Raw genomic sequence first — 26,317 nt, 5'->3', positions numbered from 1 at the left:
CCCGCCGGGCGACGACCCGGCCCGTGACGGCTCCACCGGTTGACGACTCGGCCGGTGGCGGCCCCGGCCGGCTGGCGGCCCCGCTGGTGACGGCCGGGCCGGTTGACGGCCCGGCCGGTGGCGGTGGGTGAAACGGCGAGTGGCCCTCCGCGCTGCCGACGCGGAGGGCCACTCTCACCGGGGGATCGGTGCTACCCGAGCGACGCTTGAGGTAGATGAGGACAGGTTAGCGCCGATCATGGCTACTCGGGAGGTCTGTCCAATTGATGCGATTTTCCGCACCGACCCTTGACCGCACCGGCAGCGCCGCCAGCAGCAGCAGGCTGAGCAGCACGTAGGTGTTCTGCACGACGAAGTCGACCGGGTCGTGAGTGCGGACCGGTCCCGCGCCCCAGGCCTGGAACGTCACCACGCCGTAGATGGTCACGGCGGTGATGCCCAGCGCGAGCCCCGCCAGCCACCGACGCCGGCGTGCCTCGTCCGGGCGGTCGGCGCTCAACGCCGAGTCGGCGAGCAGCACCACGGCGGGCACGAACCAGTAGATGTGGTGGGTCCAGGTGATTGGGCTCGCCAGGGAACCGACCAACCCGGTCAACGTCAGGCCCGTCAACGGGTCACCGGCCCGCGCCGCACGGGCAGCGCGCCACAGCCCGTAGCCGGCGACCACGGCGACCACCAGCAACCAGAGCAACCGGTCCGGTTTCTCCGGCTCGGTGAACCGGCTGAGCAGGCCGAACAGCGACTGGTTGCCGACGATGTCGGTGCGCCCCACCCGCTCGGTGGTCCACAGCTCGTGCGTCCAGAACCGCCACGAGTCACGGGGGGCGATCGCCGCCGCGAGCAGGGTCGCCGCCGCCGCGGTCGCGCTCGCCACCGCCGCGGCCCGCCACCTCCGGGTGGCCAGCAGGTACACGATGAAGATGCCGGGAAAGAGCTTGAGCGCCGTCGCCAGCCCCACGCCCACCCCGGCCCAGCGTCGCGCCTGCGGCACCGCGAACAGCAGATCGGCCAGGATCAGCACGATCAGCAGCATGTTGATCTGGCCGAAGGTGATCGTCTCGCGGATGCTCTCCACCGCCAGCACCAGCAGTACGGCGGCGACCAGGGTGAACGTCCGGGGCAGGTCGTGTCGGGCGATCACCGGCACCACCAGCCATCGGGTGGTCAGCACCACGGCCAGCACGGTGAGCGCCGTGAAGATCGCCACGGTGGCGCCGAGCCGCAGCAGCCCGAACGGCCACAGCAGCAGGGCGCTGAACGGTGGGTACGTGAAGTACAACTCGCCCTGCACCCGGTCGGGTTGGACGTAGTCGTAGAGCGGGTGACCGACGCGCCACCAGTCCATCGCGGACATGTAGATCTTGAGATCGAAGAAGTTGTGCACGAGGCCGGGCAGGTAGAGCGCTGGCAGCACAGCGCCGAGGGCCACCACCGCGACCAGGCGACGGACCGTACGGCCGCCGGGATCGTCTTCGGTGACGGCGGGCGGTGCGACGGGTTCTGCTGGCACCCCGAAACCCTAGCGGGCCGGTCCGCCGAGAGCGCGCAGCCGCAGGGCGTGGGCTGCGCGTAGGCTGTCCCGGTGGCTGATCTCCTCGTCTGGATCGACTGTGAGATGACTGGGTTGGACCTCGGCAGGGACAAACTGATCGAGGTTGCGGCACTGGTCACCGATCCGGACCTCAACGTGCTGGGTGACGGTGTCGACGTGGTCATCCACGCCGACGAGGCGGCACTGGAGGGGATGCCGGAGATCGTGCAGACGATGCACGCCAAGTCCGGCCTCACCGAGGAGGTCCGTCGTTCGGCGGTCACCCTCGCCGAGGCCGAAGACCTGGTGCTGGAGTACGTCCGCACCTTCGTCAAGGATCCGCGTACGGCTCCGCTGTGCGGCAACTCGATCGCCACCGACCGGGGCTTCATCGCCCGGGACATGCCCCGCCTCGACGCGCACCTGCACTACCGGATGATCGACGTGTCGTCGATCAAGGAACTCTGCCGTCGCTGGTACCCCCGCGTGTACTTCGGGCAGCCGCAGAAGGGTCTCGCGCACCGGGCGCTGGCCGACATCCGGGAGAGCATCCGGGAGTTGGAGTACTACCGGCGCACCGTCTTCGTTCCGCTGCCCGGCCCGGATGTCGACACCGCCAAGGCCATCGCCGCCGAACTCTGACTGCGCTGCTTCGTAGCGGAGAGCAGGGAACCCGCTGGACGAGGCGCGCCACGGTGTGGCTATTATTGGTCCGCACCCCGCCCGGAGCGATCGACCGGGCGACGGCGGCATGGTGGCTGTAGCTCAGTTGGCAGAGCACCGGGTTGTGGTCCCGGTTGTCGTGGGTTCAATTCCCATCAGTCACCCAGCTGGTTTCACTGCTCAGGCCCCCTCTTCGGAGGGGGCCTGAGTCGTTTTAGGGGCGACACAGGGGCCGACGCGAAAGCCCCCTCCGAGGAGGGGGCTTCCGTCGAGTGGCTCAGGCGGTCGGCGTGGGGGACGGGGTGACCGCCCCGTCCGGGGTCGGGGTGGTGGCGTCCGGGTCGGCCGGCGGCTCGTACGGAAGGGCGCTGCCCTTGACGTACTCGTCCCAGCTCATGTTCCAGTCGGTCCAGCCGTTGCCGTTCTGCAGTTTGCGCTCGGTGCCCTTGACCGTGATCGGGTCGCCGATCTGGGTGTTCTTGAAGAGCCAGTCGCCGTTGGCCATCGACACGTTCACGCAGCCGTGCGACACGTTTGTGGTGCCCTGCTGACCCTCGGACCAGGGTGCCGCGTGAATGAACTCGCCACCCCAGGTGAGGCGCTGCGCGAAGTCAATCTTGGTGCGGTAGCCCTCCTCCGGGCCCAGCTCCTCGAACGTGTCGAAGACCGTCTTGCGCAGCTTCTCGATCACGACCATGGTGCCGCTGGACGACGGGGTGCTCTTCTTGCCCAGGCTCACCGGGATGGTCTTGATCACAGAGCCGTTGCGGGTCACCGTCATCCGCTTGGTCTTGTTGTCCACCGTCATGACCACCGCCGCGCCGATCTTGACGTCCACCGAGAGGTCGGCGCGCCCGTACCAACCCTCACCCATCGGCAGGCCGCCGGCCTGCACCCGGTAGGAGACCTTGCTGTCGGGCTTCCAGAACTCCTTCGGCCGGTACCGGATCTCGGTGGGGCTGACCCAGTGCCAGATCCCCGCCTGCGCCGGAGTCGAGGTGACAGTCATCCGGCGCTGCACGTCGTCGCGGTAGTCCTCCGGGATGCCCCGGCTGAACTTCACGATCAGCGGCATGCCCACCCCGACCACCTGGTTGTCACCGAGGAAGCTGCTCACCCGTACCTGATTGCCGGGCTTGGCCATGGTGGTGAAGGTGCTGGTCGCCGTGGCCGGAAGCCCGTCGTCACCCTTGGCGGTCACGGTCGCCGTGTAGCTCGTGCCGTACGCCAGCGCGCCGGCCGGCAGCCACGACTTGCCGTCCTTGGCGAGGGCGCCCTCGACCGTCTTGCCAGCGGCGTCCGTCAGCTCGACCGCGGTCTCCACGGCGTCCTTCGTGGTGAAGGTGATGCCGGTGGACGCCGGCACGTCCTTGGCGTCCGCCGCCGGCTCACTGATCGTCGCCGCGGCCTTCGGCGCCGGGTTCTCGCCGCCGCCGTGCCACGAGGACGGCTTGCCGCCGTCTCCGTCGGTGCAGGCCGAGGTGAAGGCCAGCGCCACGGCGAGAAGCCCCGCCGCGAACACGCGGCGTCGCCCGCCGGGCCGGATCAGCTGGTCCTGGCTAGCTCGCATGAATTCCCTCACAGTCGTGGTCGCTGCCCCATCGTCTCCTACTGACGCGCCAGAGCCGGCCCCGGTTGCCGAGGGTGAACCGAAACACGCCATCAATAGTGCCCGAGTTCTGCTACTATCCGGCGTTTCGTGAGCTTGGTTCGTCTCCGTACCGGGAGTACGGGGGTCGCCGCGCCGTCGTCGAGCGGCGGGAGTGCAAGGGTACGCCGGCCCCGCCAACGGCAGGGCCGGCGCAACGAGGCCGACGGCTCAGACCGCCGGGCCGGCCCCACCGCTGGGCACCGGCAACGCGCTGCCCTTGACGAACTCCGACCAGCTCAGGCTCCACGCCGTCCAACCGTTGCCGGCGGCGATCCTGCGCTCGGTGCCCTTGATCGTGATCGGGTCACCGATCCGGGTCTTGTCGAACAACCACCTGGCGTTCGCCATCGACACGTTCACGCAGCCGTGCGACACATTCTGCCGCCCCTGCACGTGCTCCGACCACGGCGCGGCGTGGATGTACTCGCCACCCCAGGTGAGCCGCTGGGCGAACTGGATGTCGGTCACGTAGCGGTTGGCCGGGTCCGGGTCGTCCCGGGTGTCGAAGACCGTGGCTTCCTTCTTCTCCATCACGACCATCGTGCCGCTCGACGACGGCGTGCTCTTCTTGCCCAGGCTCACCGGAATCGTGCGTACCGCCGCGCCGTTCTCGTACACCGTCATCTTCTTGTTGGCGTTGTCGACCTTCATCTCGAACGACCGCCCGATCTTGGCGGTGGCCCTGCGGTCGACGTCGCCGTACTTGCCGTTGCTCAACGGCACCCCCGCCAGCGCGATCCGCACGGTGATGGTGGTGCCCGGCTTCCAGTACTCCGGGGCCCGGTAGTAGGCCTGCGTGCCGTTGCTGACCCAGTGCCACGCGCCCGGCTGCGGCGGGTCGGTCCGGACGAACATCCGCTTCTGCACCGCCGCCCGGTCCTTCTTCGGGATCCCCGGGTGGAACTCGGTGACCACCGGCATGGCCACCCCGTAGCTCTTGTCGTCGAAGAGGTACAGGCCCGAACCGATGGTCGACTTCGGCTTGGCCATCGTGGTGAAGCTGCTGGTGCCCTGGCTGCTCGTGCCGTCCGACGCGCTCGCCGTCACCGTGGCCGTGTAGCGGGTGCCCCACTTCAGCGGCGCGGACGGCACCCAGGACGAACCATCGGTACGCAGCTTGCCCTCGACCGAGCCGCCGCCGTCCGCCGTCAGGCTTACCGCCGACACCTTCCCGCCGTCCGGGAGCTTCGCGCTGATCTCCGTGCTCACCGGCCGGTTCTTCGTGCCGTTCGCCGGGCTCAGCGTGAGCGCCGGCCCGCTCGGTGTGCTCGGCGTCGACGGTGCGGTCGAGCCGGGGGCGGCGCTCGCGTCCGAGGACGCTCCGCCAACGAATTCCGGCTTCTTGTCGCCGCCGCCGCATCCGGTCAGTGCCAGCGACGCCACCAGAGTCAGGGCGCCCACCACCGCCCCGGCTCGCGTGAACCGTGCCATGCCCACCTCTGTTCTCGCGTACCTGGCGGACATCGTGCCGCATCACCGCCGCAACCCACGCCCCGATCTTGGCCGCGGTGGTCGGTTTGGGGCTTTTTGCCGGCAAAGCTCGACCGAAGGGGGGACCCGGGGAACCGAATTGGAGCCCGTGTTGGAGGGGTGCTAATGTTCTCTCCGTTGCCGACGAGCGCCGCTAGCTCAACTGGCAGAGCAGCGGACTCTTAATCCGCGGGTTCGGGGTTCGAGTCCCTGGCGGCGCACCAACGATCAAGGTCCTGACCTGGTGGTTCACACTGGGGCAGGGCCTTTTTCGTGTACGTGGGTGGGGGGTCGCTCGGCGGGTGCTCGGGAGCCGCTGGACTGCGGCTGGCATTGCATTGCCGCCATGCTTGCCGGCGCCGGCGACTTGGGCTACATCGCCGAGTTCATTACGGCCTCAACGGCTGTGCGACCACTGCGCCTTCTACGACTTCTGCGGTGGCGCCCAGGCCGGCAACCGTTACTTCGAGCACGCGACGTTCACCGCCCATGAAACCGCCTACTGCTGGACCACCCGACAGGCCCTCGTCCGCGCCGCCGCGGACCACCTCACCCTTCAAGGTGAAGCACCATGACCAACGCCCTCGCGGTCCTCGTCAACGCCGCACCCGAGCAGCTGGGATAACAAGGATAAGTTCGACAGTCGACCCGGCTGGGACAACACGAACTAGAAAAAGTAGCCCCCACCACGGGACGCGCGGGGTGGCGTGCCTACCCCGCCCCCACACAGGTTGAGGACACATGCGCACCACCACGATCGGCAACGTGAAGGTCCTGCTGCCGGACCTCGAACCGGACGACCTCGACACCACGACGGACCTGGACGGCGGCCTCACCGAGGCCCTGGTCGAGGGCGCAGCGTGGCACGGCTCGCACCTGGAGGACGCCAACATCCGCAGCAGCCTGATCACCGGCGTGGACCTGAGCGAGAGCACCTGGGAAGCGGGCAGCCTCTACGGCTGCGAGATCACCCGCACCGACTTCTCCGGCGCGACCCTGACCGGCATCACCATCGAACGCTGCGCCATCACCGGCTCCCGGTTCACCGGCACCAGACTCACCGACGTACGCCTGAAGGACGTCCTGTTCGACGGCTGCCGCTTCGACTACGCCACCTTCCAACGCGTCACCGCCGCCGGCTCGGTCGCTTTCACCGACTGCACTTTCACCAACGGCGCGTGGTCCTCCTGCCGACTACCTCGCATCGCATTGCGGTCCTGTGACCTCGCCGGCCTGGAACTGGACTCCTGCCACCTCGACGGCACGGACCTGCGGGGCAGCCGGCTCCAGGGCCTCAAGACGCCGCTGGACAACCTGCGCGGCGTCACCCTCGGCGAGGGCCAACTTCCTGACCTCACCCAGCTGACCGTCGCCGCCCTCAAACTCACCGTGCGCAACAACTGAAGCCGAGGAGGCATCGTGCTCGCCGAACCCACTCGCAGCCCGAACACGATCCTCGTCTGCATCCGGGGCAACTCCGGCTCCGGCAAGAGCAGCATCGCCCGCGAGCTACGACGCCGACACGGCCGGGGCTGCGCCCTGATCGAGCAGGACTACCTGCGCCGCATCCTGCTGCGCGAACGGGACAAGCCCGGCGGCGCTGCGCCTGCGCTGATCGGACAGACCGTTCGGTTCGCGCTGGACCACGGCTATCACGTCGTGCTGGAGGGCATCATGCACAGCAGCCGCTACCGAAGCATGCTGACCTTCCTGCGGGACGGCCACCGCGGACGGTCGCTGTTCTGCTACCTCGACGTGTCCCTGGCCGAGACCCTGCGCCGGCATCTGACGCGTCCGCAGGCCGGTGAGTTCACCGCCGAGCACATGAGCGGCTGGTACTCCGCTCACGACGTCCTGGGCTGGCCCGACGAACTCGTTCTCCCCGAGACCACGGGCCTGGACGAGGCCGTCGAGGTCATCGCCGCCGCCGCCGGGCTACCCCAGACCGGACGCGACGACGACCTGCTACCGAACGTTCCACTGCCGTAGACAGCCCAGCCCTCATCCGGCCAGATGCTCGGCGGCCAGGGCGGTTCCTTCGACCCGGGCCCGTACCTTGGCCCACGCCGTGTCCCGCGACGTGGACACGTCGTCGGCGAACGGCGCGAACCCGCAGTCGTCGCAGGTGCCGAGCCGGTCGGGCGGGATGTGCTCAGCGGCGCGTAGCACGCGGTCGCGCACCTGGTCGGCGGTCTCCACCACCGGGTCGACCGGGTCGGTCACGCCGACGAAGATCCGCTGGTGCGGCCGGGAATGCTCAGCGATCGAGGCGAGCACCCGTCCCGGCTCGGGCTCGCCGGCGAGCTGCACGTAGAAGACGCCGGCGTCGATCGCGAAGAGGCTCGGCAGCAGCTCGACGTAGTCCACATCAAAGCTGTGGGTGGAGTCCTGGTCGCCGCCGGGGCATGTGTGCACACCGATGCGCGCGCGCTCGTGCGGAGCGAACCGCTCGAGCACACGGTTGTTCAGGGCCACGAAAGCCTGCAGCAGCGCCTTGGAGGGGTCGAGCTTGATCGAAAGCCGGCCCTCGGTGAAGTCCAGCTGCACGGTCTGAGCGCCGGCGTCCAGCGCGCCGCGGATGTCGGCCTCCGCCTCGTCGACCAGGTCGTCGAGGAACGCCTCTCGGGGGTACCCGTCGATACCGTCCGTCGGATACAGCAGGCTGAGCGCGGACGGCGCGATGACCGCCTGTTTGACCGGCACGGTCGCGTGCCGTCGCGCGGCGGTCAGGTACGTCTGCGATCGCGTCGCGTAGCGGAACGGTCCTGCGGTGAGGCGGGGAAGCTGCCGCGTATGGCCGTCGGCGAACGGGATGACGGCGCCGTCCGGCGCCAGGGTGTCCAGACCCGACAGCGGGTACGTCGCGAAGCTCGGCTTGCGCTGTTCGCCGTCGGTGACCACAGGTGAGCCGATCCGCTCAAGGGTGGCGATGGTGTCCCGCACGGCGTCGTCGTACCGCGCCTCCAGAGCAGCCTGCCCGATCCGCCCGGCGGAGTGATCGGCGATGGCGGCCAGCAGCACCGACGGGCGCGGAAAGCTTCCGATCGGCTCGGTCGGGAGAATCATGGCCGTCAAGCTATTGACGGATGACGGGCGGCGCATCTTCCAGCGTGCGCACTTCGGGCGGGCGTCGATGAACGGCCAGCCTCACGCGACACGGAGTTCGCTGGCGACGCCGCGGACCACGCCTACGTCGACGCCATGATCTACGTGCTCCTCGCCTGCGCCGCCGTGAGCGCGCTAGTAGCTGGAGACTGGGATGGCGAAGTGGAACGCGCCCGGGTCCGGAACGTGCGGCCCGCCGTAGGCGAAACACACCCCTCGCTGTGGCGCCCAGCCGTTGAAGAACAACTGATAGCAGTTGATGCAGAACTCCCAGTTCGCCTGGGTACCCGGCGGCTCGCCGATGTCGTGCGGCAGTACGTAGTTGAACGGGATGCTAGAACCCAGCCGGTGTTGGATGTTCTCGACATTGGTGCCAATGCATCGACCGTAGTACGGCCAGAAGCCACTGAAGAACAGACCGAAACAGTTCCGGCACCACCGCCAGTCGGGCTGGTCGTTGGGCGTCCAGCCACCCCCGAACGGGATTTTGAAGATCCAGCCGATCTGACGGTGCGTACTTCCGGTCGCCGGACAGCGCCCGCTGGGAGCAAAGCCCCAGTAGAACATCACGAAGCAGTCGCCGCAGAACCGATACGGGGCATGTGTGGTGTCCGTCCAGGCGGACGCCGGGGAACCGGTACCCACGGTGGCGAGGACGGTCGCTGCCACGCCCAGGCCAGCGGTCTTGGCGAGGACCGATCGGCGAGTCCACCGCGGGACTTGATCGGATCTATCCATGATGTGAGTACTCCCTTGCTCACCGGAAACCTGGCAACGGATAACTGGCGCGGGCCCGACCGTGCGGCGGATCTGGCTGCGGCACGGAATCACGTAATCAGGATGTGCTGCGTCGGCCGTCGCGCGATAGGGCTCCGTGCCACTCGGGTGCAACGAATCGTTGATCCGACAACGGACGGCCGAACATATCGATAACGCGCAGGCGTAGTGCCAACCAGACCAGCACGCCGGCCCCGCCACGACCGCAGCGCGCAGTTTCATTTTCGGCGTGGTCAGCCGGTGGTCCAGGAGCGCAGCTTGTCGGGGTTGAGTACGGCCCAGACGTGGTCGATGCGGCCGCCGGTGATGTCGAACGCCATCACCGACACGGTGACGCCGTCGAGCCGAGCCACCAGACCGGGCTGACCGTTGACCGCGCACTCCAGGAGCGTGACGCCGGCCGCAGCGGTGGGCCGGTCGACGAAGAAGCGGGCGACCTGCTCGGCGCCTTCGACCGGGTGGGGCGCGGCGGTGACGAGCCCTCCGCCGTCGCCGGTCGCCGTGGCGTCGGGGGCCAACAGGCCGATGAGCGCGTCGATGTCCTTTGCCTCCCAGGCGCGCTTGAAGGCCCGGACGACGTCGGCGCGCCGGGCTGACGAGGCCGTGTCGGGTCGCGGGGCGCGGATGCGCCGGCGGGCCGACGAGGCGAGCTGGCGGCATGCCGCCGGGGTACGGCCGACGATCGCGGCCACGTCGGCGAAGGGGTAGCGAAAGACGTCGTGCAGGACGAACGCGACCCGCTCGGCAGGGGTCAGCGCGTCGAGTACGACGAGGAAGGCCATGCTGACCGACTCGTCGAGGGTGACCCGGTCGGCCGGGTCGGCGACGCCGGCGGACCGCCCGCTGATCCACTCCGACCGGTCGGGCAGCGGCTCCGGGATCCATTCGCCCACGTACCGCTCGCGGCGGAGCCGCGCCGAGCCGAGCAGGTCCAGACAGATGCGGCTGGCAACTGTCGTCAGCCAGGCACCGGGCGAATCGATGTCCTCCTGCTGCCGGGGGGACATGGCGTACCAGCGGGCGTAGGTCTCCTGCACGACATCCTCGGCGTCGGCCAGGGAGCCCAGCAGTCGGTACGCGAGGTTGGTCAGCTGACGGCGCTCGCTGATGATCGCGCTCAGGCCGGGATCGGGTCGGCCGTGTCCCGGCTCGGACGTGGCTGTCATGGGTGTCAGCGGCTCCTTCGGACGATCCGACTCACCACTCACGACGAACCGTCGCCCCCGATTGTGAGGTCCGCACGGCACCTCACATCTCGGATGGCTGTCTCGTCGTACCGGTCAGACCCACTCAGGAAGGAAACCAATAGTGGAACCCGTGCACGTCACGATCGTCTACTACAGCTCCACCGGCACCGTACACACCTTGGCGCAGGCCGCCGCCGAAGGCGCCGAGAAGGCTGGTGCCACCGTGCGGCTGCGGAAGGTCGCCGAAACCGCCCCGCCGGAGGCGGTCGGCGCCAGACCGGAGTGGGAGCGACACCTGAAGGACACCGCCGACGTCGCCGAGGTCGGCCACGACGACCTGGAGTGGGCCGACGCGGTGCTGTTCGGTACGCCCACCCGCTACGGCAACCCGGCCAGCCAGCTGCGAGCGTTCATCGACACCACTGGCCCGCTGTGGTTTCAGGGCAAGCTCGCGGACAAGGTGTACTCGGCCTTCACCGCCTCCAACACCGCTCACGGCGGGCAGGAATCCACCCTCCTGGCGCTGGCGAACACGTTCTGCCACTGGGGCGGCATCATCGTGCCGCCCGGCTACACCGACCCCATCCAGTTCCGGTCCGGCAACCCCTACGGCACCTCCCACGTGGTCGGCGACGGCCCGCCCGGTGAGGTGATCCTGCAGGCGGCCCGCCACCAGGCCCGCCGCGTCGTCGACGTCGCCGCACTCCTCAAGGCCGGCCGCGCGGCCTGACAAAGCAGGCAGTACGGCCAGACGGCGGTGCCGCACTCATCACGCTCGGCTCGGCTCCGCCCGAAAAGGCCGTACCGGACGCATTGCGGGTGATCCGCGCCGGGTGCAAGGCTGGATCGATGGGTTGGTGGAATCGACTTCGACGTGGATCGCGTTATCCGCTACGCCGGCCAGGCCTGGGCGTACCACCGATTATCCGGCCGTCCGACCTGCGGGAGCTGATCAGGGACCTGGCGGCGGCCCAGCCGGAGAACCGGGCTGAGCTGCTGGCTCTGCTGCGGCGATTGGAGTCGACGAGGCACACGCGCATACCCGTGCGGGTGTACGAGATCGGCGAGATGATCCAGCGGCACGCGCCGGTGCCGAAGGACAACGCGACCGCCGCGGCCTGGGCGGTGTGGCACGCCGTGCCGGAGCTGGACCTGATGGCGAGCGCGCGGGATCGCTGCAAGCACGCCAAGAGCCTGCTCGGCACGCTGCGCGAACTGGTGCTGCACGGCCCGGACCCGGCTTTCGAGATCGGCGATCCGGACACCACCATCGCCGATGCCCTCTGGCTCGAGGCGGAGCGGATCGGTCACGCTCCGGTGGCCGGCGAGGGTGAACACCAGGTCGGCTACCGGGCCGCGTACGCCGGGTTCGTCAAGCAGATGGCGCATCGGGCGAGGGAGCTCGAGGGGATACCGGAGCGCAACCCCCGCCGTGGCGTCCTGGCCACGACTGATCCGTCCGCGGACCCGACCGATTTGCCCACGCCGGTGCTGGTGGCCCTACGCGACGCGGTGGCTGCACTCCCGCACGAGCGGGACGCCCGGCGCGAGCAGTGGACGGCGCGGGTGACCAGCGCCATCGAGCCGTTGCGTCCCGGCGGCCCGAGCGTGGACCCGGCCGCGCTCGGGCGGGCGATCATGGCTGACCTGCCGGAGCTCGACCGTCTCGATGAGACGCTGGGCCGTCTCGAACGGATCGAGGAGCAGTTGGCCGCGACGCAGCGGCAGTTGACGGCTCAGCGGGCGCACCTGACTGAGGAGGTGATCCGCTGGCGTAACACGCTTGCCCGCGAGCTGCGTCAGCAGGCCGACCATCACGTCGCCGCGACCGGCATCTCCCTCGACGCCGATTTCACCGCCGGCTTCACCCTGGCCAGCGACCAGATCGCCCGGCACCTGCGCGAGCGGGCCGACCGGCTTGCCGTCGCGGACCTACCCAAGCCCTCCTTCCGATGACCCGGGCCAGAGACGCGACCGGATCGCCGACCGCTCAACGGTGACGGGGACTCGGCGCGGTAGGCGCGTCGAGGGCCGGGGCCACGACGGCGAACGCCTGGTCCATCAGCTCGGCCAGGTGCTGTTCGTCGTCGCCCGGCTGCCACCGCTGGAGCACGGTGTCGAGTGCCAGCAGGGCCATCCCGGCGGCCATCCGGGGGTAGGGGTCGGTGTGCGGGTCGAGGCCGCGCCGGTTGGCCAGCTCGGCGGCCAGCTCGGTGCGCCACTGGATCTGACGTTCCAGCCAGCGGGCGTGCAGGGCGGGGGTGTCCAGGATGAGACGGACGACGACTCGGGCTCGCTCGGAGTGTTCCGGTTGGTCGTTGCAGGCGGCGAGCGGTACCCAGAGGGCGTGGCGCAGCGCGACCGACGGTGGCTCGGCGGGTGGCCGGGCGGCGAGTTCGGTGATGATGTCCGCGCTGGTGTCGGCCAGGAACCGGACGACCACGTCCTCTTTGGACGCGAAGTAGCGGAAGAAGGTACGCCGGGACATGCCGGCCGCCGCCACGATGTCGTCGACGGTCACCACGTCGAAGCCCTTGGTGGCGAGCAGCATCAGGGCGGCGTCGCGCAGTTCGTCGGCAACGAGCTGGCGTTTGCGTTCGGCCAGGCTGTTGTCCGCACGAGATCTCATCCGCCGATGCTACGTCATCCGGTGCGCCGTCATGCCCATGTTGGCATTCTGCGCACTGCGTGACACTGAGTGCCACCAATAGCACAGTGGGTCGCATGACTGTCAATGGCTGGTCGACCGACCAGATTCCCGACCTGAGCGGCCGTACCTTTGTCGTCACCGGTGCCACGGCGCCTCGGCCTGGTCACCACCCGGGCGCTCGCCGCCCGCGGTGCGCGCGTCGTGCTGGCCGTCCGCGACGAGGAGAGGGGCCGCCGGGTGGCGGCCGACATCGCCGCGGTCCGGCCCGGCGTCGACCTGGAGGTCCGGCGGATCGACCTCGCCGACCTCGACTCGGTGCGGATGTTCGCCGACGGGATGCACGCCGACCACCGTCGGGTGGACGTGCTGGTCAACAACGCCGGGGTGATGGCCCTGCCGCGCACCCTCAGCCCGCAGGGGCACGAGGTGCAGTTCGCCACGAACCACCTCGGGCACTTCGCTCTCACCGGGCTCCTGCTCGACCTCCTGCTGGCCGGCCGGGATCCGCGGGTGGTCACGGTCACCTCGGTCAACCATCGGCAGGCGAAGGTGCGCTTCGCCGATCCGACCGGTGATCGGGGCTACTCCCCGATGGGCTTCTACAACACGTCCAAGCTGGCCAACGCCATCTTCGGCTACGAGCTGCACCGGCGGCTCAGCGCCGTGGCCAGCCCGGTGGGCAGCTACCTCGCCCACCCCGGCTACACCGCGACGAACCTGCAGAGCAGCGGCACCACGCCGATCTGGCGGCTGCTGCTGGGCCGGATCGGGAACCCGCTCCTGGCCCAGTCGGTCGACCGCGGCGTCTGGCCGCAGCTGTTCGCCGCCACCGACCCGGCGGCGCAGCCGGGGCAACTCGTCGCCCCCGGTGGGCCGGCCGAGCTGCGCGGACACCCCGCGCCGGCGAAACTGTCCGCCGCCGCGACCGACCCGGAGCACGGCCGCCGTCTGTGGGAGCTGTCCGAGCAGGCCACCGGCGTACGGTTCGGCGCGCTGCGACCGGCGAACTGATCGCGGGACATTCAGCGGCGGTCACAATCTGCCGGGCTGGATCGTCCAGGTGGCGAGCAACCGCAATGGAGGAACAATGTTCGCTGCTTATGTCACGGTCACCATTCTCGCGTCGGTCTTCACCGGCATCGCCGCGGTCACCTACCTGATCGGCCACGACTATCCGAAGGCCCAGGCGGACATGAAGCGCGTGCCCCGGTCATGGGTACCGCGACTGGGTCTGGCGTTGGCGGCAGGCTCGTTGGGGCTGCTGGCCGGCTTCGCCGTACCGCTGCTGGGCACTCTCGCCGCCGCTGGCCTGGTGCTGTATTTCATCGGCGCGCTCATCGCGCACCTGCGCGTCGGCTCCCGCCAGCTTGTCGGATGGGCCGTCTTCTTCGTCACCGTGGTGGCCGCACTGACCGTGAACGTGCTCTACCACTGGTGAATCGCCAGCTCCGACGTGCGGGGGGCACCGTGGGCGTTGGCATCGAGGGTCAAGCCGGTATTGCCGACTCATTGGCGTGCATCTATAGTTGCGCGGATCACAACAACCATGGCCGTGGTGACGCGGCCGGGTCGTCGAAGCGCTTCGACGATTCGTCGTTCAGGCCCGTCAGCCGGGTGTCGAGCCTGGTCACGCCGGTCTCGGCGCCCGCTGGGCGTCTGTCGTACGACATGAGGAGAACCGCATGCGGAACTGGCGCCTTCGGCGCGGAATCACCGCGCTCGCGCTCGCCCTGCTAGCCCTACCGGCCGTTCCCGGCACCGCGCTCGCCGAGCCGCCCACCTATCCGTTCCGAGATCCACACCTGCCCGTGAACGCCCGGGTCGACGACCTGCTCGGCCGGCTCACCCAGGACGAGAAGATCTCGTGGTTGCACCAGTACCAGCCGGCCATTCCCCGGCTGGGCATCGGCCTGTTCAAGACCGGCACCGAGGCGCTGCACGGGGTGGCCTGGTCCACCGACATCGACAACAACGGCGCGGTCGTCAAGGCCCGCGGCACCGTCTTCCCCCAGCCGGTGGGCATGGCGAGCACCTGGAACACCGACCTGATCCGGCTGGTCGGCTCGGCCGTCGGCGACGAGGCGCGCGGCTACCACGCGCAGAACCCCCGGGTCTGGGGGCTCAACCTCTGGGCACCGGTGGTCAACCTGCTGCGCGACCCCCGGTGGGGCCGCAACGAGGAGGGCTACTCCGAAGACCCGCTGCTCACCGCCGCGATCTCCACCGCGTACGGCTCGGGAATGACCGGCGGTGACCCGAACCACCTGAAGAGCGCACCGACCCTCAAGCACTACCTGGCCTACAACAACGAGGTCCGGCGCGACGTGACCTCCTCGAACGTGCCGCCTCGGGTGCTCAACGAGTACGACCGTGCCGCCTTCGAACCGGCCATCGCCGCCGACGCGGCGACCGGGGTGATGGCCGCGTACAACCTGGTCAACGGCCGGCCGGCCACGGTGGACCCGGACCTGGCCACGGTGGTACGCGACTGGACCGACCAGCCGCTGATGAACGTCACCGACGCCTGGGCGCCGAACAACCTCGTCGCCTCCCAGGGGTACTACCCGACCCAGGCCGAGGGGAACGCCGCGATCATCAAGGCCGGCCTGAACAGCTTCATCACCGACGACACCAACGCGCAGCCCACCATCACCGCCATCAAACAGGCGCTGGCGACCGGCCTGCTCACCGAGGCGGACATCGACGCCCGGATCCGCGAGATCCTGAACGTCCGATTCCGGCTGGGTGAGTTCGACCCGGGCGGCGGCCGGTACGGCGGCATCACCCCGGACGTCATCAACAGCCTGAAACACCAGCAACTGGCCCGGCAGGCCGCCGGCGAGGCGATGGTGCTGCTGAAGAACCAGCGGCAGGCGCTACCGCTGGACCCGGCCCGGACCGGCAAGGTGGCGGTGCTCGGCCCGCTGGCCGACACCCTCTACTCGGACTGGTACGGCGGCGACCTGCCGTACCAGGTGACCGCGCTCGGTGGCATCCGCGAACGGTTGGGCAGCTCGGCCAGCGTGAGCGGGCTCGACGGGGCGGACCGGATCGCGCTGAAGGACGTGTCGACCGGCCGGTACGTCTCGGCCACCGGCACCACCGACGCCGACCGCGTCCTGGGGACCGGCGCCACCCCGGCGCTCGTCGCCCAGTTCGACGTGGTCGACTGGGGGCAGGATGTGGTGACGCTGCGCAACGCCGCCAACGGCCGCTACCTCGGCTACAACTGGGGGCCGTTCCTCACCCGCGACGAACAGCCGAACGGTTGGTACGTCCAGCAGCAGTTCAAGCTGGAGCCGCAGGCCGACGGAACCGTGGTGCTGCGCTACGTGGGCTACGAGACCAAGGAGAGCTGGTTCGGCGCCGACACGTACGTGACGGTCGGCGACGACGGCGCCCTCAAGCTCGGCGCATCCACCCCGGCCGCCGCGACCCACTTCAGTCGCGAGGTGATCAGCAGCGGAATCGACCGGGCCGTGGCGGCGGCCAGGGCGGCCGACACGGCCGTGCTGGTGGTCGGCAGCAACCCGTTCATCAACGGCCGCGAGGCGCACGACCGGACCTCCACGGCGCTGAGCGCCGGCCAGGAGGCGCTGGTCAAGGCCGTGGCCAGGGCCAACCCGCGGACCGTGCTCGTGCTCCAGACCAGCTACCCGGTGACCATCCGGTGGGAGCAGGAGCACGTTCCGGCCATCGTCTGGACCACCCACGCGGGCGCGGAGACCGGTCACGCCATCGCCGACGTCCTCTTCGGGGACCGCAACCCATCCGGTCGGCTCACCCAGACCTGGTACCGCTCCGACTCGCAACTGCCGCCGGACCTGCTGGAGTACGACATCATCTCGTCCGGCCAGACCTACCTCTACAGCCGCGCGAAGCCGCTCTACCCGTTCGGCCACGGGCTGTCGTACACCCGCTTCCGGTACGGCCAGCTGCGTGCCGGTGCCCAGTCGGTCGCGGCCGACGGCACCATCACGGCCAGTGTCGACGTGACAAACGTCGGCAGCCGGGCCGGGACGGAGGTCGTCCAGCTCTACACCCACCAGCGCACCTCGCGGGACACCACCCCGATCCGCCAGCTCAAGGCGTTCCAGCAGGTGAAGCTCGCGCCCGGGCAGACCCGTACGGTGACCCTGCGGCTGCCCGCCGCCGACCTGGCGCACTGGGACGTCACCCGCAGCCGGTGGGTGGTCGAGTCGTCCGTGCACGACCTGATGGTCGGGGCGTCCGCCGAGGACATCCGGGCCCGCGCTGCGGTCCGGGTCCGCGGTGAGACGATCCCGGCCCGCGACCTGTCCCGGCCCACCAGGGCGGAGAACTTCGACCGGTACGCCGGGGTCCGGCTCGTCGACGAGACGAAACCCAGCGGTACGGCGGTGGGCGCCACCGCCGCCGGTCAGTGGACCTCCTTCGACGGTGTCGCGCTGGGTGCCGGCGCGCGCACCTTCACCGCGAAGGTCGCCAAGGCCGGCGCGGGCGCCGGCACCATCCAGGTCCGGTTGGGCTCGCCCACCGGCCGGCTGCTCGGCACGGCCACCGTGCCCAGCACCGGCGACGACTACCGGTACGTCAGCACCAGCACCCAGTTGGCCCGGGCCGTCGGCACCCACGACGTCTACCTGGTGTTCGACTCCCCGCTCCGGCTGGCGGAATTCTCCGTCAGGTGAGCGGAGCCCGGGGCCGGGTCGATCGTCGACCCGGCCCCGGGCCTCAGGTTGGTCAGCTCGCGGTGCAGGTCAGCGTCGGTGTGCTGGGTGTGCCGGTGGACGAGCCGAGGAACCCGAACGCGGTGCTGGCACCGGCACCGAGTGCGCCGTTGTAGGCGACGTTGCGGGCGGTGACCGCGGATCCCTGGCTCGTGACGGTCGCGTTCCATGCCTGGCTGACGCTCTGACCACCGGCGAAGGTCCACGTCACGGTCCAGTTGCTGATCGCCGAGGTTCCCGCGGTGACCCGTACCTCGCCCTGGAAGCCGCCGGTCCACTGGCTGGTCACCGCGTACGTCGCGGTGCAGCCGGACGTCGTCGGCGGCGGCGTGGTGGGCGGTGGCGTGGTGGGCGGCGGTGTGGTGACGGAACCACCCCAGCCGGCGGTGGAGTCCAGCCAGGCGGCGCGTCGCAGCATCCAGTCCCGCATGACCTGGACCTGCCCCTGCCAGGTGGGCGAGGTCGGGGTGCGGAAGAAGCTGACCGTCGGTGCCGTCAGGTTGGGCCAGCGTTGGAAGTTGCGCTGGGCCGCGTTGGTCAGCGGGGTCGCGAGAGCGTTGATCCGGGTCTGCAGCGCGGCGTCGGAGAGCACGCCCCGGCGCAGCGTCTGCCAGCGCGATCGGGCCTGGTTGACGAACGCGGGGTCGCGCAACAACTGGGCGAACCAGTCGTTGGCCGACGGCTGCCGGGTCTGTTGGTGCTGCCAGCCCGACACCTGGTCGTTGGCGAAGAACCCACCGACGCCGAAGCTCAGGTCGAAGTCCCACAGCGGACCCGCGAAGATCTTGCTGTCCCGGTCCTTGTAGAAGTGCGAGCTGCGGACGTAGGCGTCCATCTCCCGGCTCAACTCGTTGACGATCATGAGGTCGACGAAGGAGTCGACGTCGATGTACTTGCGGTAACCGGTGGTCGGGTCGGCGAAGGTCGACGAGTGCAGCACGTCGTGGAACTCCTGGAGGTGGCCGCGCAGCCAGTCCCGCTGTTGCGGTTGCAGCGGCGACGGGTCGACAACCTCAAGGTAGTTCCAGCAGGTGGCCGCCGGCCCGGTGCACGGCAACGTCGGCTCCTCGGCCGCCATCCACTCGAACTTCCAGATGTACCCGCCCTGGATCTTCGGCAGGGTCACGTCGTCGGAGTCCAACTGCTTGAGGTCGAGGCGGTCCTTGGAGTTCTTGATCGTCTCCATGAACATGTAGACACCCATGTAGTCGCCGGCACCCACCGGGGCGGCGTCGGTGTTCAGGTAGAACTCGGCAAACGCGTAGCGCGGCGCGGGCAGCCCCATCTCGCGTCCGAGGTCGTAGACGAGCGCCTCGCGGATCAGCGCCTTGTCGGGGAACGGGCCGCGCAGCACCCAGTCGGAGTCGGCGGGCATGCCCAGCACCGGATGGTCGGCGTCGTCGTCCTCGTTGTCCCTGAACTCGACGCGGAACGGCGTCTTCTCGAACGTCGCCGACGAGTTGCCCCGCAGCCGGAAACCCGCCCGGGTGCTGAGCGTCGGGGCGGCCGCCAACGACGTGGTGCCGCCACCCGTCGGTTCGAAGATCATGGTGGTGGCGTCGAAGTACTCGCGGTCGGGCCGGCCGGCACCGTACGAGTCGATCAGCACCACCGGCAGGTCGTGGGCGGTGGTGACGTTCTGGGCGGCGTACATGGCGGTGCCGGGCGCACCAGTTGGTGTCTGGCCGACGAACGCCTGTGCCCGCAGTTGGGTGGTGCGGGTGAAGCGCAGCGCCGCGCCCGAATAGAGCGACGACTGGGCGGTGGGCGGCTGCCCGTTGGTGGTGTAGCGGATCTGGGCACCGCTGACCGTGCTGCTCAGCGTCACCGCCACCTCCCCCTGGAAGGTGCCGCTGAGCACCGAGAAGGTGATGTCGCCGACCAGGTCGTCCGCCGCGGCCGGTGCGGCATCGGCGGCCGGGGTGCCGGCGAGGAGTTCGGTGACCGGTGGGGCGGCCTGGGTGGCGGCGACGGTTTCGGCGCCGGCCGGTGGCGAGGACACCACGAGGAGGCCTGCGACGAACACGGTGGTGGCGGCGATCCCGGCGGCACGAAGGGCCGCCACCGGAAGACCGGTGTTGCGGGTGGTCATGCGCACGATGCCTCCTGTTCTGGTCGGGTGGGAACGGTCAACTCCAGAAGCGCCGAGGACGGGTCGGCGCGGAAGTGGCGGCGGAGCGTCCGTCGCCACGGCACGTCTGGAAGGTCGAGGCGGAGAGCCGCGAGACCGGTCGCGTACTTCGAGATGCGTACGGGCCGCGTCCCGCGCTGCCAGAGCGCGCGGTCGACAAGCGAGGGGGCCGAGCTGGTCTTGGTCTCGACCACGGCGATGCCGGGCAGTCGCAGGGTTTGGTCACCGTCCTGCCAGGTGAGCCCGGTGTCGATGGTGACCCGGCTCGCGGTCGCCGGCAGCAACAGAGTGGAGCGACGGTAGCTGGTGACCAGCACCGGCTCGAGCGGGCTGCCCGCGAGGTCGGTCAGGATCGACTCCCGATCGAGCACCCCGTCGACGAATCCGCGTCCGGACCGGACGGTGCGGCGGTCCTCGGCGAGATACGGCAGTCGGTGCTTGGTGACCCGTCCGCGCGCTCCACTGATCTTCACCTCCAGCCAGCACTGGGCCGAGTCGAGGTAGGTTCGGGTCCGTACCTTGAAGCGCCTACGCCGCCGGTACGCGGCGCGGTGGTAGCTGGCCAGACAGGGCGTGTCGAAGTACACCGACTCGTACCGGAAGGTGCGCTCACCATCGATGTCCAGCACCCGGGCGTACGGGGTGAGGTGGTCCAGCAGGTGCGGCAGCTCGTCCACCGCGACCACGTACTTGCGGTCCACCCTGCTCTGCAGTGCCGCGCGGTCGATCACCTCGGCGAGTGTGATCGGTGCCAGCCGCGCCAGCGGTGGCGTGGTCATCGGAGCGCTCCCGCCCGTACCGGCTTGCTGGCGCCGGCCGCCGCGCTGCGTCGAGCGACCGAGTATCGGACGTCGACCACCGTGGTCTCGTTGACCATGTCGAGCCGCTGGACGATGGCGTGGTGAACCCGGGCGTTGAGCAGTTGCTCCAGCTGGGCGACGAGAGCGACGTGATCGGTGACGGCGGAGTCGAGCACCATGATCTGGTGCCGGTAGTGCCGGAGCAGCCGCCGGTGATCGCCGACGAACATCACCGCGACGATGAGTGCCATCAGACCTCCGCTGAGCCAGACCGACGTGGTGCTGAGCGCGCCGAGAATGCCCAGTGCGAGAGCGGAGAAGTAGTACGCGACCTCGTGCTGGTCGAGCTCCGTCGACCGGAGTCGGATGATGGAGAGCACGCCGAACAGCGCCAGCCCCAGCCCGAGCCCGGCACCGACGTCGCTGGCGCTCAGCGCGCTCGCCACCGCGAGGACGCCGACGTTGACCCCGAGGTAGGCGACGACCAGGTCGCGCCGGCGGTGCCGCGGGAAGTAGAGCCCGAAGACGAGCAGCGCCACCGCGCAGATGTCGATCGCGAACAGGACGAGCTGCGACATCGCTGGGGTTCCTCCTGGTTTGCCGCCGGAACGGACCGACGCCGGCCGCCGTCGCCGCGTGGCGACCTGCGGAAGGCGGCAGGACCTCCGGGTTACTTTTCGGTAAACTTTCGGTATTTCGTTGGTGACTGTAAGCAGAACATCAATGTAAGTCAATGTATGTCTCGTGCGCGCCTCCGGGTTGCTGGGCCGCCTAGAGGGGGTCCGAGGCGGTTGACGTGGGCAGGCCCGGGGCGCCACCTCAGGGCGGGAGGTCGCCGAAACTTTCGGAGTCTTTCGGCGTCGCGGTTGGACCTGTGTCAGTGATCGAGGCTCACTGCCTCACGGGCGCCGAGCCTGTGGCCGTCGGCATCCGCGTCGGCGACCTGGCTCCGTGCGACGGGGCTCAGGCTGTGACGGCGGCGCGACCGGAGCAGGTCGGTTGTCGCAGCGTGTCGACTGATCGGGGCCTGGGCGGTCTGATCTCGGCCCGGTCCGAGGGTGGCCGCGCTTCGGCCCGGCCCGAGGGCGGCCGCGCTTCGGCCCGGCCCCGAGGGTGGCCGCTGAGTCTTCCGCGACTGGCCAGCGTGGCAGGGGCTCAGTGGCCCGGCGGTGCCTATGGAGCTGATGCCGCAAACGAATCAGGCGAGGGGACCGCGTGGCGGTGGTGTCGCGGCGAATCGTGCGGCGGGACCGCGTGGCGGTGGTGTTGCGGGGGGCTGCGTTGAGGCGGTGTTGCGTTGCGGTGGTGTCCGCGGGGTTGCGGCGTGGAGGCGGTGTCGCGGGGCGGCGTGGCGGGGCGGCATGGCGGTGCGGGGCGTCGCTCCGCGCGATGGTGATGTCGTAAGCGATTCAGCTCCAAAGGACCGCCGCACCACCTGCACCCCCTGGACCGACGGCCCCGGATCGCCCTGAACGCTCGCGATCGGTCAGCGCACCGCGCTGCGGTTGAAGGCCCACGTCACGGTGCAACCGCTGATCGCCGAGGTGCTGCCGGCGGCGTTCGAAAGTCCGGGTGCGCCGCGTCGCATCACTCGAACAGGCCAGCCGGCGGCGAGTGGTGGGCCTCCGAGGACCGCAGCGTCGCTGCGGATTCGTCGGACGACGCACGCGGAGCTGCGCGGTCAGCGTGGCTGATCTGCCCGATCCGGCAGTATTTCTACATAGACGCCTCCCAATTGCCAGTTGCATTGGTCAGACGTGTGGCCTACGCTCCCAGTAAGAATTTCGGGGCGATTAACAAAGAGTGCGGTCGGGGCGACGGAAGTCCCCGCCGGCCCTTAGTGGCGTCGCTGTTCCGTACTCGTCGCTCGATACGCACGTTGGGCACCACGTCGACGACCAGTGAGAGGAACAGACGTGAAGTCAGCCATATCCACCGCTCGAATGTCAGCGTTGGCGGTGGCGGCGCTTATCGCCGCCACGCTGCCAGCCGTGCTGACAAACCAACTGCCGGCCTCGGCCGCAGTCCAGGCGACCTACTATGTCGCCCCGGACGGTAACGACGCCAATCCGGGCAGCCTTCAATCGCCGTTCCGGACTCTGCAACGTGCCCGGGACGTCGTCCGTACGATAAACGCGAGCATGACCGGGGACGTCAACGTCTATCTCCGTGGTGGCACCTATCCGGTGAGCAGCACGGTTGAATTCGGGCCGAGCGACTCCGGCACCAACGGATTCCGGGTCAGCTACGGGGCCTACCCCAATGAGAAGCCGGTCCTCGACGGTGGCGTCCAGGTGACCGGGTGGAGCCAGCACAGCGGCAACATCTGGAAGGCGCCGCTCGACCGCGCCAACAAGCTGCGGGCGCTCTACGTCAATGACAAGCGCGCGTACATGGCGTCGAAGACGATCAGCTCGGCGGGGTGTTACGGGACGTACAACATCACGGCCAACCAGGCCTCGTGGGCCTGGGAGTCGGGGTCGCAGTGCGACGGCGCCAAGTACAGCCTGAACGACTTCCCGGCCATCGCCAGCAATCAGGACGACATCGAGATCGAGACGGGGACGACCTGGACCACGGCCATTGTGGGCGTCCGCCAGGTGACCACGAGTTCCGACGGCGCGAACCGGGTCGCCCTCTTCCAGCAACCGGGCGCGGCCATCGCGCAGGGCGCGTTCAACGGCAACGCCCAGGTTGGTGGCACCCACAAGGTCATGAACGCCTACGAGTTCCTGGACACCCCCGGCGAGTTCTATTTCGACAAGACCAGCCGGACGCTGTACTACTACAAGGCCAGCGCCGAGAACATGTCGACCGCGACGGTCTACGCGCCGAACAACGTGACCACCGTGCTGCGGGTCGCCGGCACCTCGACGAGCAGCCACGCGCGCAACATCACCTTCTCCGGCCTGACGGTGCAGCACTCCGACTGGAACCTGGTCAACGTCGCGGGGTCGTCCTTCAAGCAGGCGCAGCAGGGCAACCTCAGCGCGAACGTGTACGCCAAGGGGAACTTCCACGTCTACCACTACCGCAACGTCGACGTGACTCCCGGCATCATCCACCTGCAGAACGCCGACGGGATCCTCCTGCAACGCAACCGGATCCAGCACACCGGTGCCGACGGGGTCAACATGATCAATGATGTGCAGAGCACACAGTTGATCGGGAACCACACCAACGACATCGCCGGGTCTGCCATCACCGTCGGCCATCCCCAGCACGTCTACATCGGGGACGGCACGTCGACGAACCGAGAGAAGTACTCCGCGTCGGTCGAGGGGCTACCGAAGAACATCGACATCAAGAACAACTACCTCTACGACAGCGCGGTCCTGTTCAACGGGCACAGCCCCATCTCGGCGTACTTCGCCGACACCCTCACCATCCAGCGCAACCGGATCGAGAAGACCCCGTGGTCGGGCATCACGCTCGGCTGGGGCTGGTGGAACTTCGACGGGTCGTCGGGCTCGATCGTGCCGAACCGGCCGACCACGACGGCGAGAAACAACACCATCAGCTACAACCACATCGTCGACACGGTGCAGCGCCTCAGCGACACGGCCCCTATCTACACACTCGGGAGTCAGCCCGGGACCACCATCACCAACAACTACCTCCAGGGCGTTCCGTCGGGCCACAAGTACGGTCTGCACCCGGACGAGGGATCGGCGTTCATCACGTTCCGCGACAACGTCCTGAGTATCGACAAGAACGTCACCTGGATGATCAACTCGGACGATTTCGGGCGGAAGCACGATCTGAGCATCACGCAGATCTACGGCCCGATCAACAAGGTCTCGAACAAGAACCTGCCGAACAGCACGGTTGCCGACATCATCGTCTCCTCCGACTATGTCTGGCCGGCGACGGCGTACGGCATCGCCGCGAATTCCGGCCTCGAGGACGCGTACCGGGACATCATTCCGGCGAGCAATTTCTCCGCGCCGAACTATGTGCTGCCGGCCAGCACCTTCGTCACCAGTGCCACCGCGTCGATCCCGATTCGGAGCATCGGCGACGCCACCAAGTCGGTCTGGTTGGCGCCGTACGGCACGACCACCTTCACCGCCGGGGCGACGATGACCAGAGCGGCCGGCACCGCCACGTCCATCGCGGTGCCGACCACTCAGGGCGAGTACCGGCTCTACGTCGTCGACGCACAGGGCAACCGGTCGGCCGAGTCGACCTCGATCGTCCGCCAGCAGCAGGGCGGTGGCAGCGGTACGGGGAGCGGACAACTCGTGGGTGCCCAGTCCGGCCGCTGTGCCGAGGTGCCCAACTCCTCCACCACCAACGGCACTCAGACGCAACTCTGGGACTGCTCGACCGGCACCAACCAGCGGTGGACCCAGACCGCCAGCAAGCAACTGACCGTGTACGGCAACAAGTGCCTGGACGCCTCCGGGGCCGGCACGGCCAACGGCACCGCGGTCATCATCTGGGACTGCCACGGCGGGCTCAACCAGCAGTGGAACGTCAACAGCAACGGCACCGTCACGAACGCCCAGTCCGGGCTGTGCCTCGACGCCAACGGCGCCGCCACCGCCAACGGCACCAAGCTCATCCTCTGGTCCTGCAACGGCGGCACGAACCAGCAGTGGACGCTGCGTAGCTGACCCGACCAGACCCCGGGGCCAGGCCGACACGGGCCTGGCCCCGGCTATTTCTGGTAGCCGTAGTTGTCGCAGGTCCGGCGTCCCTGGACGCAGTTCTTGGTGCGCTTGTTCATGGTGCTGACGTCCCACATCACGAACGCGTCGCCGTGCATCGACGAGGCGCTCTTGCCCTCCTTGTCGGAGGAGAGGTAGTAGCCCGCCGGGGTGCCCTTCGCCGGGTACTGGATGTCGAAGGTGATCGCCGGAATCCGGACCGGGTGGCTGGTCGGGCAGGAGTTGCCGCTGCCGTACGCCACATGGTCCTTGTGGTTGGGGCTGTCCAGGTGCTTGCCGTCCCAGCAGTCGGGGAACTGCATCATGAAGTGCAGCGTCGCGTCGCCCCCGCAGATGGGCCAGTTGCCGTTGGTGCTGCGGGCGATGCCGTCGAGGTCGCCGGGGCCGTAGAAGGCACAGTAGAACTGGCCGGTCGCGCCGCGCGGTGTCGGCTTCTTCTTCTTGGCGTCGCCGGAGATCATGCGCAGGCCGTTGGGCATCGGCATCTGGCCGGTCGAGTTCTTGGCGAGCGAGCGGTAGTAGACCCGGAAGCCGCTGGTCTCGACCGGCTTTCCCGTCGCGTTGTCATAGAGGGTGGGCACCCAGTAGGCGGAGTGGTCCTGAACCGGCTTGCAGGAGGTGGCCGTGAACTTCGTCAGGTCCCCGGCGACGGTGCTCGCGTCGACGGCCTTGTTGCCGACGAACGAGTGCATGTGTGACGCGCCCGGGAGGCCGGGGGCGACGATCGGGTCGTCCGGTAGCCGGTGGCTGTACTGGCAGTCCGCCCGGAACTCCGGCAGGTTACCCACACCGGACGGGACGGGGTCGATCTTCAACGCCCGGTACGCGTCGGCCTGCGCCTTCCACGCCGCACGGTCGACCGGAATCCAGCCGGTTGCCGGGACCTTCGGCACGGCAGCGGTCGACGGCGTCGCGCCGGGCGACGGGGTCGTGGCGGCCGACGGCGTCGCGGAGGCCGGCACCGCCGCGC

The 26,317-nt window shown here is 69.1% G+C and carries 20 protein-coding genes, 2 tRNA genes and 1 pseudogene; 12 read left to right on the top strand and 11 right to left on the bottom strand.

The window, feature by feature from the left end:
• Window positions 1-226: 226 nt before the first annotated feature.
• Window positions 227-1,510 carry a glycosyltransferase 87 family protein gene (locus PSH25_RS05565; RefSeq protein ID WP_238657979.1) on the bottom strand — a complete coding sequence of 428 codons (1,284 nt, stop codon included), beginning with the start codon at window positions 1,508-1,510 and terminating at the stop codon, window positions 227-229.
• 72 nt (window positions 1,511-1,582) lie between these two features.
• Between PSH25_RS05565 and orn the strand changes: the two genes are divergently transcribed.
• Window positions 1,583-2,173, top strand: a complete 591-nt coding sequence (orn, locus tag PSH25_RS05560) for an oligoribonuclease (protein ID WP_308193624.1) — start codon at window positions 1,583-1,585, stop codon at window positions 2,171-2,173.
• A gap of 112 nt (window positions 2,174-2,285) precedes the next feature.
• Window positions 2,286-2,358, top strand: a tRNA-His gene (locus tag PSH25_RS05555).
• 113 nt (window positions 2,359-2,471) lie between these two features.
• Here PSH25_RS05555 and PSH25_RS05550 read toward each other — a convergent pair.
• Window positions 2,472-3,764, bottom strand: a complete 1,293-nt coding sequence (locus PSH25_RS05550) for a L,D-transpeptidase (protein ID WP_238657978.1) — start codon at window positions 3,762-3,764, stop codon at window positions 2,472-2,474.
• Window positions 3,765-4,013: 249 nt separating this feature from the next.
• On the bottom strand, window positions 4,014-5,276 hold the full coding sequence (locus tag PSH25_RS05545; protein ID WP_238657977.1) for a L,D-transpeptidase: 1,263 nt from the start codon (window positions 5,274-5,276) through the stop codon (window positions 4,014-4,016).
• Window positions 5,277-5,463: 187 nt separating this feature from the next.
• Here PSH25_RS05545 and PSH25_RS05540 point away from each other — a divergent pair.
• The 4 genes and pseudogenes from PSH25_RS05540 to PSH25_RS05525 all read left to right on the top strand — a co-directional run bounded on the left by PSH25_RS05540 (window position 5,464) and on the right by PSH25_RS05525 (window position 7,304).
• Window positions 5,464-5,539 (top strand) — tRNA-Lys (locus PSH25_RS05540).
• Between the two features lie 113 nt (window positions 5,540-5,652).
• Window positions 5,653-5,890: pseudogene (locus tag PSH25_RS05535) on the top strand (cyclophane-forming radical SAM peptide maturase AmcB); the annotation flags it as partial.
• 166 nt (window positions 5,891-6,056) lie between these two features.
• Entirely contained in the window at window positions 6,057-6,719 is a 663-nt protein-coding gene (locus PSH25_RS05530; protein ID WP_238657976.1) for a pentapeptide repeat-containing protein, read from the top strand.
• 15 nt (window positions 6,720-6,734) lie between these two features.
• Window positions 6,735-7,304 (top strand): kinase, encoded by a 570-nt coding sequence (locus PSH25_RS05525; RefSeq protein WP_238657975.1) that lies wholly within the window; start codon window positions 6,735-6,737, stop codon window positions 7,302-7,304.
• Window positions 7,305-7,316: 12 nt separating this feature from the next.
• On the opposite strand, the gene PSH25_RS05520 is transcribed toward PSH25_RS05525, so the two are convergent.
• The 3 genes from PSH25_RS05520 to sigJ form a co-directional block, all read right to left on the bottom strand.
• The gene (locus tag PSH25_RS05520; protein ID WP_238657974.1) at window positions 7,317-8,381 is read right to left on the bottom strand and encodes a cobalamin-independent methionine synthase II family protein; all 1,065 of its coding nucleotides are present in this window, start codon (window positions 8,379-8,381) and stop codon (window positions 7,317-7,319) included.
• 174 nt (window positions 8,382-8,555) lie between these two features.
• Window positions 8,556-9,065: a hypothetical protein gene (locus PSH25_RS05515; RefSeq protein ID WP_238657973.1), complete on the bottom strand. Its 510-nt coding sequence runs from the start codon at window positions 9,063-9,065 to the stop codon at window positions 8,556-8,558.
• A 365-nt stretch (window positions 9,066-9,430) separates the two neighbouring features.
• Complete coding sequence (gene sigJ / locus PSH25_RS05510; RefSeq protein WP_238657972.1) at window positions 9,431-10,363, bottom strand: RNA polymerase sigma factor SigJ; 933 nt, start codon at window positions 10,361-10,363, stop codon at window positions 9,431-9,433.
• A gap of 142 nt (window positions 10,364-10,505) precedes the next feature.
• Between sigJ and wrbA the strand changes: the two genes are divergently transcribed.
• On the top strand, window positions 10,506-11,114 hold the full coding sequence (wrbA, locus tag PSH25_RS05505) for an NAD(P)H:quinone oxidoreductase (RefSeq protein WP_372492727.1): 609 nt from the start codon (window positions 10,506-10,508) through the stop codon (window positions 11,112-11,114).
• Window positions 11,115-11,428: 314 nt separating this feature from the next.
• On the top strand, window positions 11,429-12,340 hold the full coding sequence (locus tag PSH25_RS05500) for a hypothetical protein (RefSeq protein ID WP_238657971.1): 912 nt from the start codon (window positions 11,429-11,431) through the stop codon (window positions 12,338-12,340).
• Between the two features lie 34 nt (window positions 12,341-12,374).
• On the opposite strand, the gene PSH25_RS05495 is transcribed toward PSH25_RS05500, so the two are convergent.
• A complete protein-coding gene (locus PSH25_RS05495; protein WP_238657970.1) occupies window positions 12,375-13,013 on the bottom strand; it encodes an acyl-CoA-like ligand-binding transcription factor in 639 nt (212 codons plus the stop codon).
• A gap of 162 nt (window positions 13,014-13,175) precedes the next feature.
• Here PSH25_RS05495 and PSH25_RS05490 point away from each other — a divergent pair, with 162 nt between their 5' ends.
• The 3 genes from PSH25_RS05490 to PSH25_RS05480 all read left to right on the top strand — a co-directional run bounded on the left by PSH25_RS05490 (window position 13,176) and on the right by PSH25_RS05480 (window position 17,704).
• A complete protein-coding gene (locus PSH25_RS05490) occupies window positions 13,176-14,045 on the top strand; it encodes an oxidoreductase (RefSeq protein WP_308193623.1) in 870 nt (289 codons plus the stop codon).
• 76 nt (window positions 14,046-14,121) lie between these two features.
• Window positions 14,122-14,472, top strand: coding sequence for a DoxX family protein (locus PSH25_RS05485; protein WP_238657969.1), 351 nt, complete (start codon window positions 14,122-14,124; stop codon window positions 14,470-14,472).
• 244 nt (window positions 14,473-14,716) lie between these two features.
• Entirely contained in the window at window positions 14,717-17,704 is a 2,988-nt protein-coding gene (locus PSH25_RS05480; protein ID WP_238657968.1) for a glycoside hydrolase family 3 protein, read from the top strand.
• 52 nt (window positions 17,705-17,756) lie between these two features.
• Here PSH25_RS05480 and PSH25_RS05475 read toward each other — a convergent pair whose 3' ends face one another.
• The 3 genes from PSH25_RS05475 to PSH25_RS05465 are packed head-to-tail and all read right to left on the bottom strand — an operon-like array spanning window position 17,757 to window position 21,252.
• The gene (locus PSH25_RS05475; protein ID WP_238657980.1) at window positions 17,757-19,835 is read right to left on the bottom strand and encodes a CotH kinase family protein; all 2,079 of its coding nucleotides are present in this window, start codon (window positions 19,833-19,835) and stop codon (window positions 17,757-17,759) included.
• Window positions 19,832-20,653: a polyphosphate polymerase domain-containing protein gene (locus PSH25_RS05470; RefSeq protein ID WP_238657967.1), complete on the bottom strand. Its 822-nt coding sequence runs from the start codon at window positions 20,651-20,653 to the stop codon at window positions 19,832-19,834. The genes PSH25_RS05475 and PSH25_RS05470 overlap by 4 nt, the downstream gene beginning before the upstream one ends.
• Window positions 20,650-21,252, bottom strand: coding sequence for a DUF4956 domain-containing protein (locus tag PSH25_RS05465; RefSeq protein WP_238657966.1), 603 nt, complete (start codon window positions 21,250-21,252; stop codon window positions 20,650-20,652). The genes PSH25_RS05470 and PSH25_RS05465 overlap by 4 nt, the downstream gene beginning before the upstream one ends.
• A 1,365-nt stretch (window positions 21,253-22,617) precedes the next feature.
• Here PSH25_RS05465 and PSH25_RS05460 point away from each other — a divergent pair.
• Window positions 22,618-25,293: a ricin-type beta-trefoil lectin domain protein gene (locus PSH25_RS05460; protein WP_238657965.1), complete on the top strand. Its 2,676-nt coding sequence runs from the start codon at window positions 22,618-22,620 to the stop codon at window positions 25,291-25,293.
• Window positions 25,294-25,337: 44 nt separating this feature from the next.
• Here the strand turns inward: PSH25_RS05460 and PSH25_RS05455 are convergent.
• Window positions 25,338-26,317 (bottom strand): DUF1996 domain-containing protein (locus PSH25_RS05455; RefSeq protein ID WP_238657964.1); only part of this gene is annotated, 980 nt, incomplete at its 5' end.

Source organism: Micromonospora foliorum (genome assembly GCF_022229015.1).
In the GTDB taxonomy this organism is placed as follows: domain Bacteria; phylum Actinomycetota; class Actinomycetes; order Mycobacteriales; family Micromonosporaceae; genus Micromonospora; species Micromonospora foliorum.
This window is presented reverse-complemented; position numbering and strand designations above follow the sequence as displayed.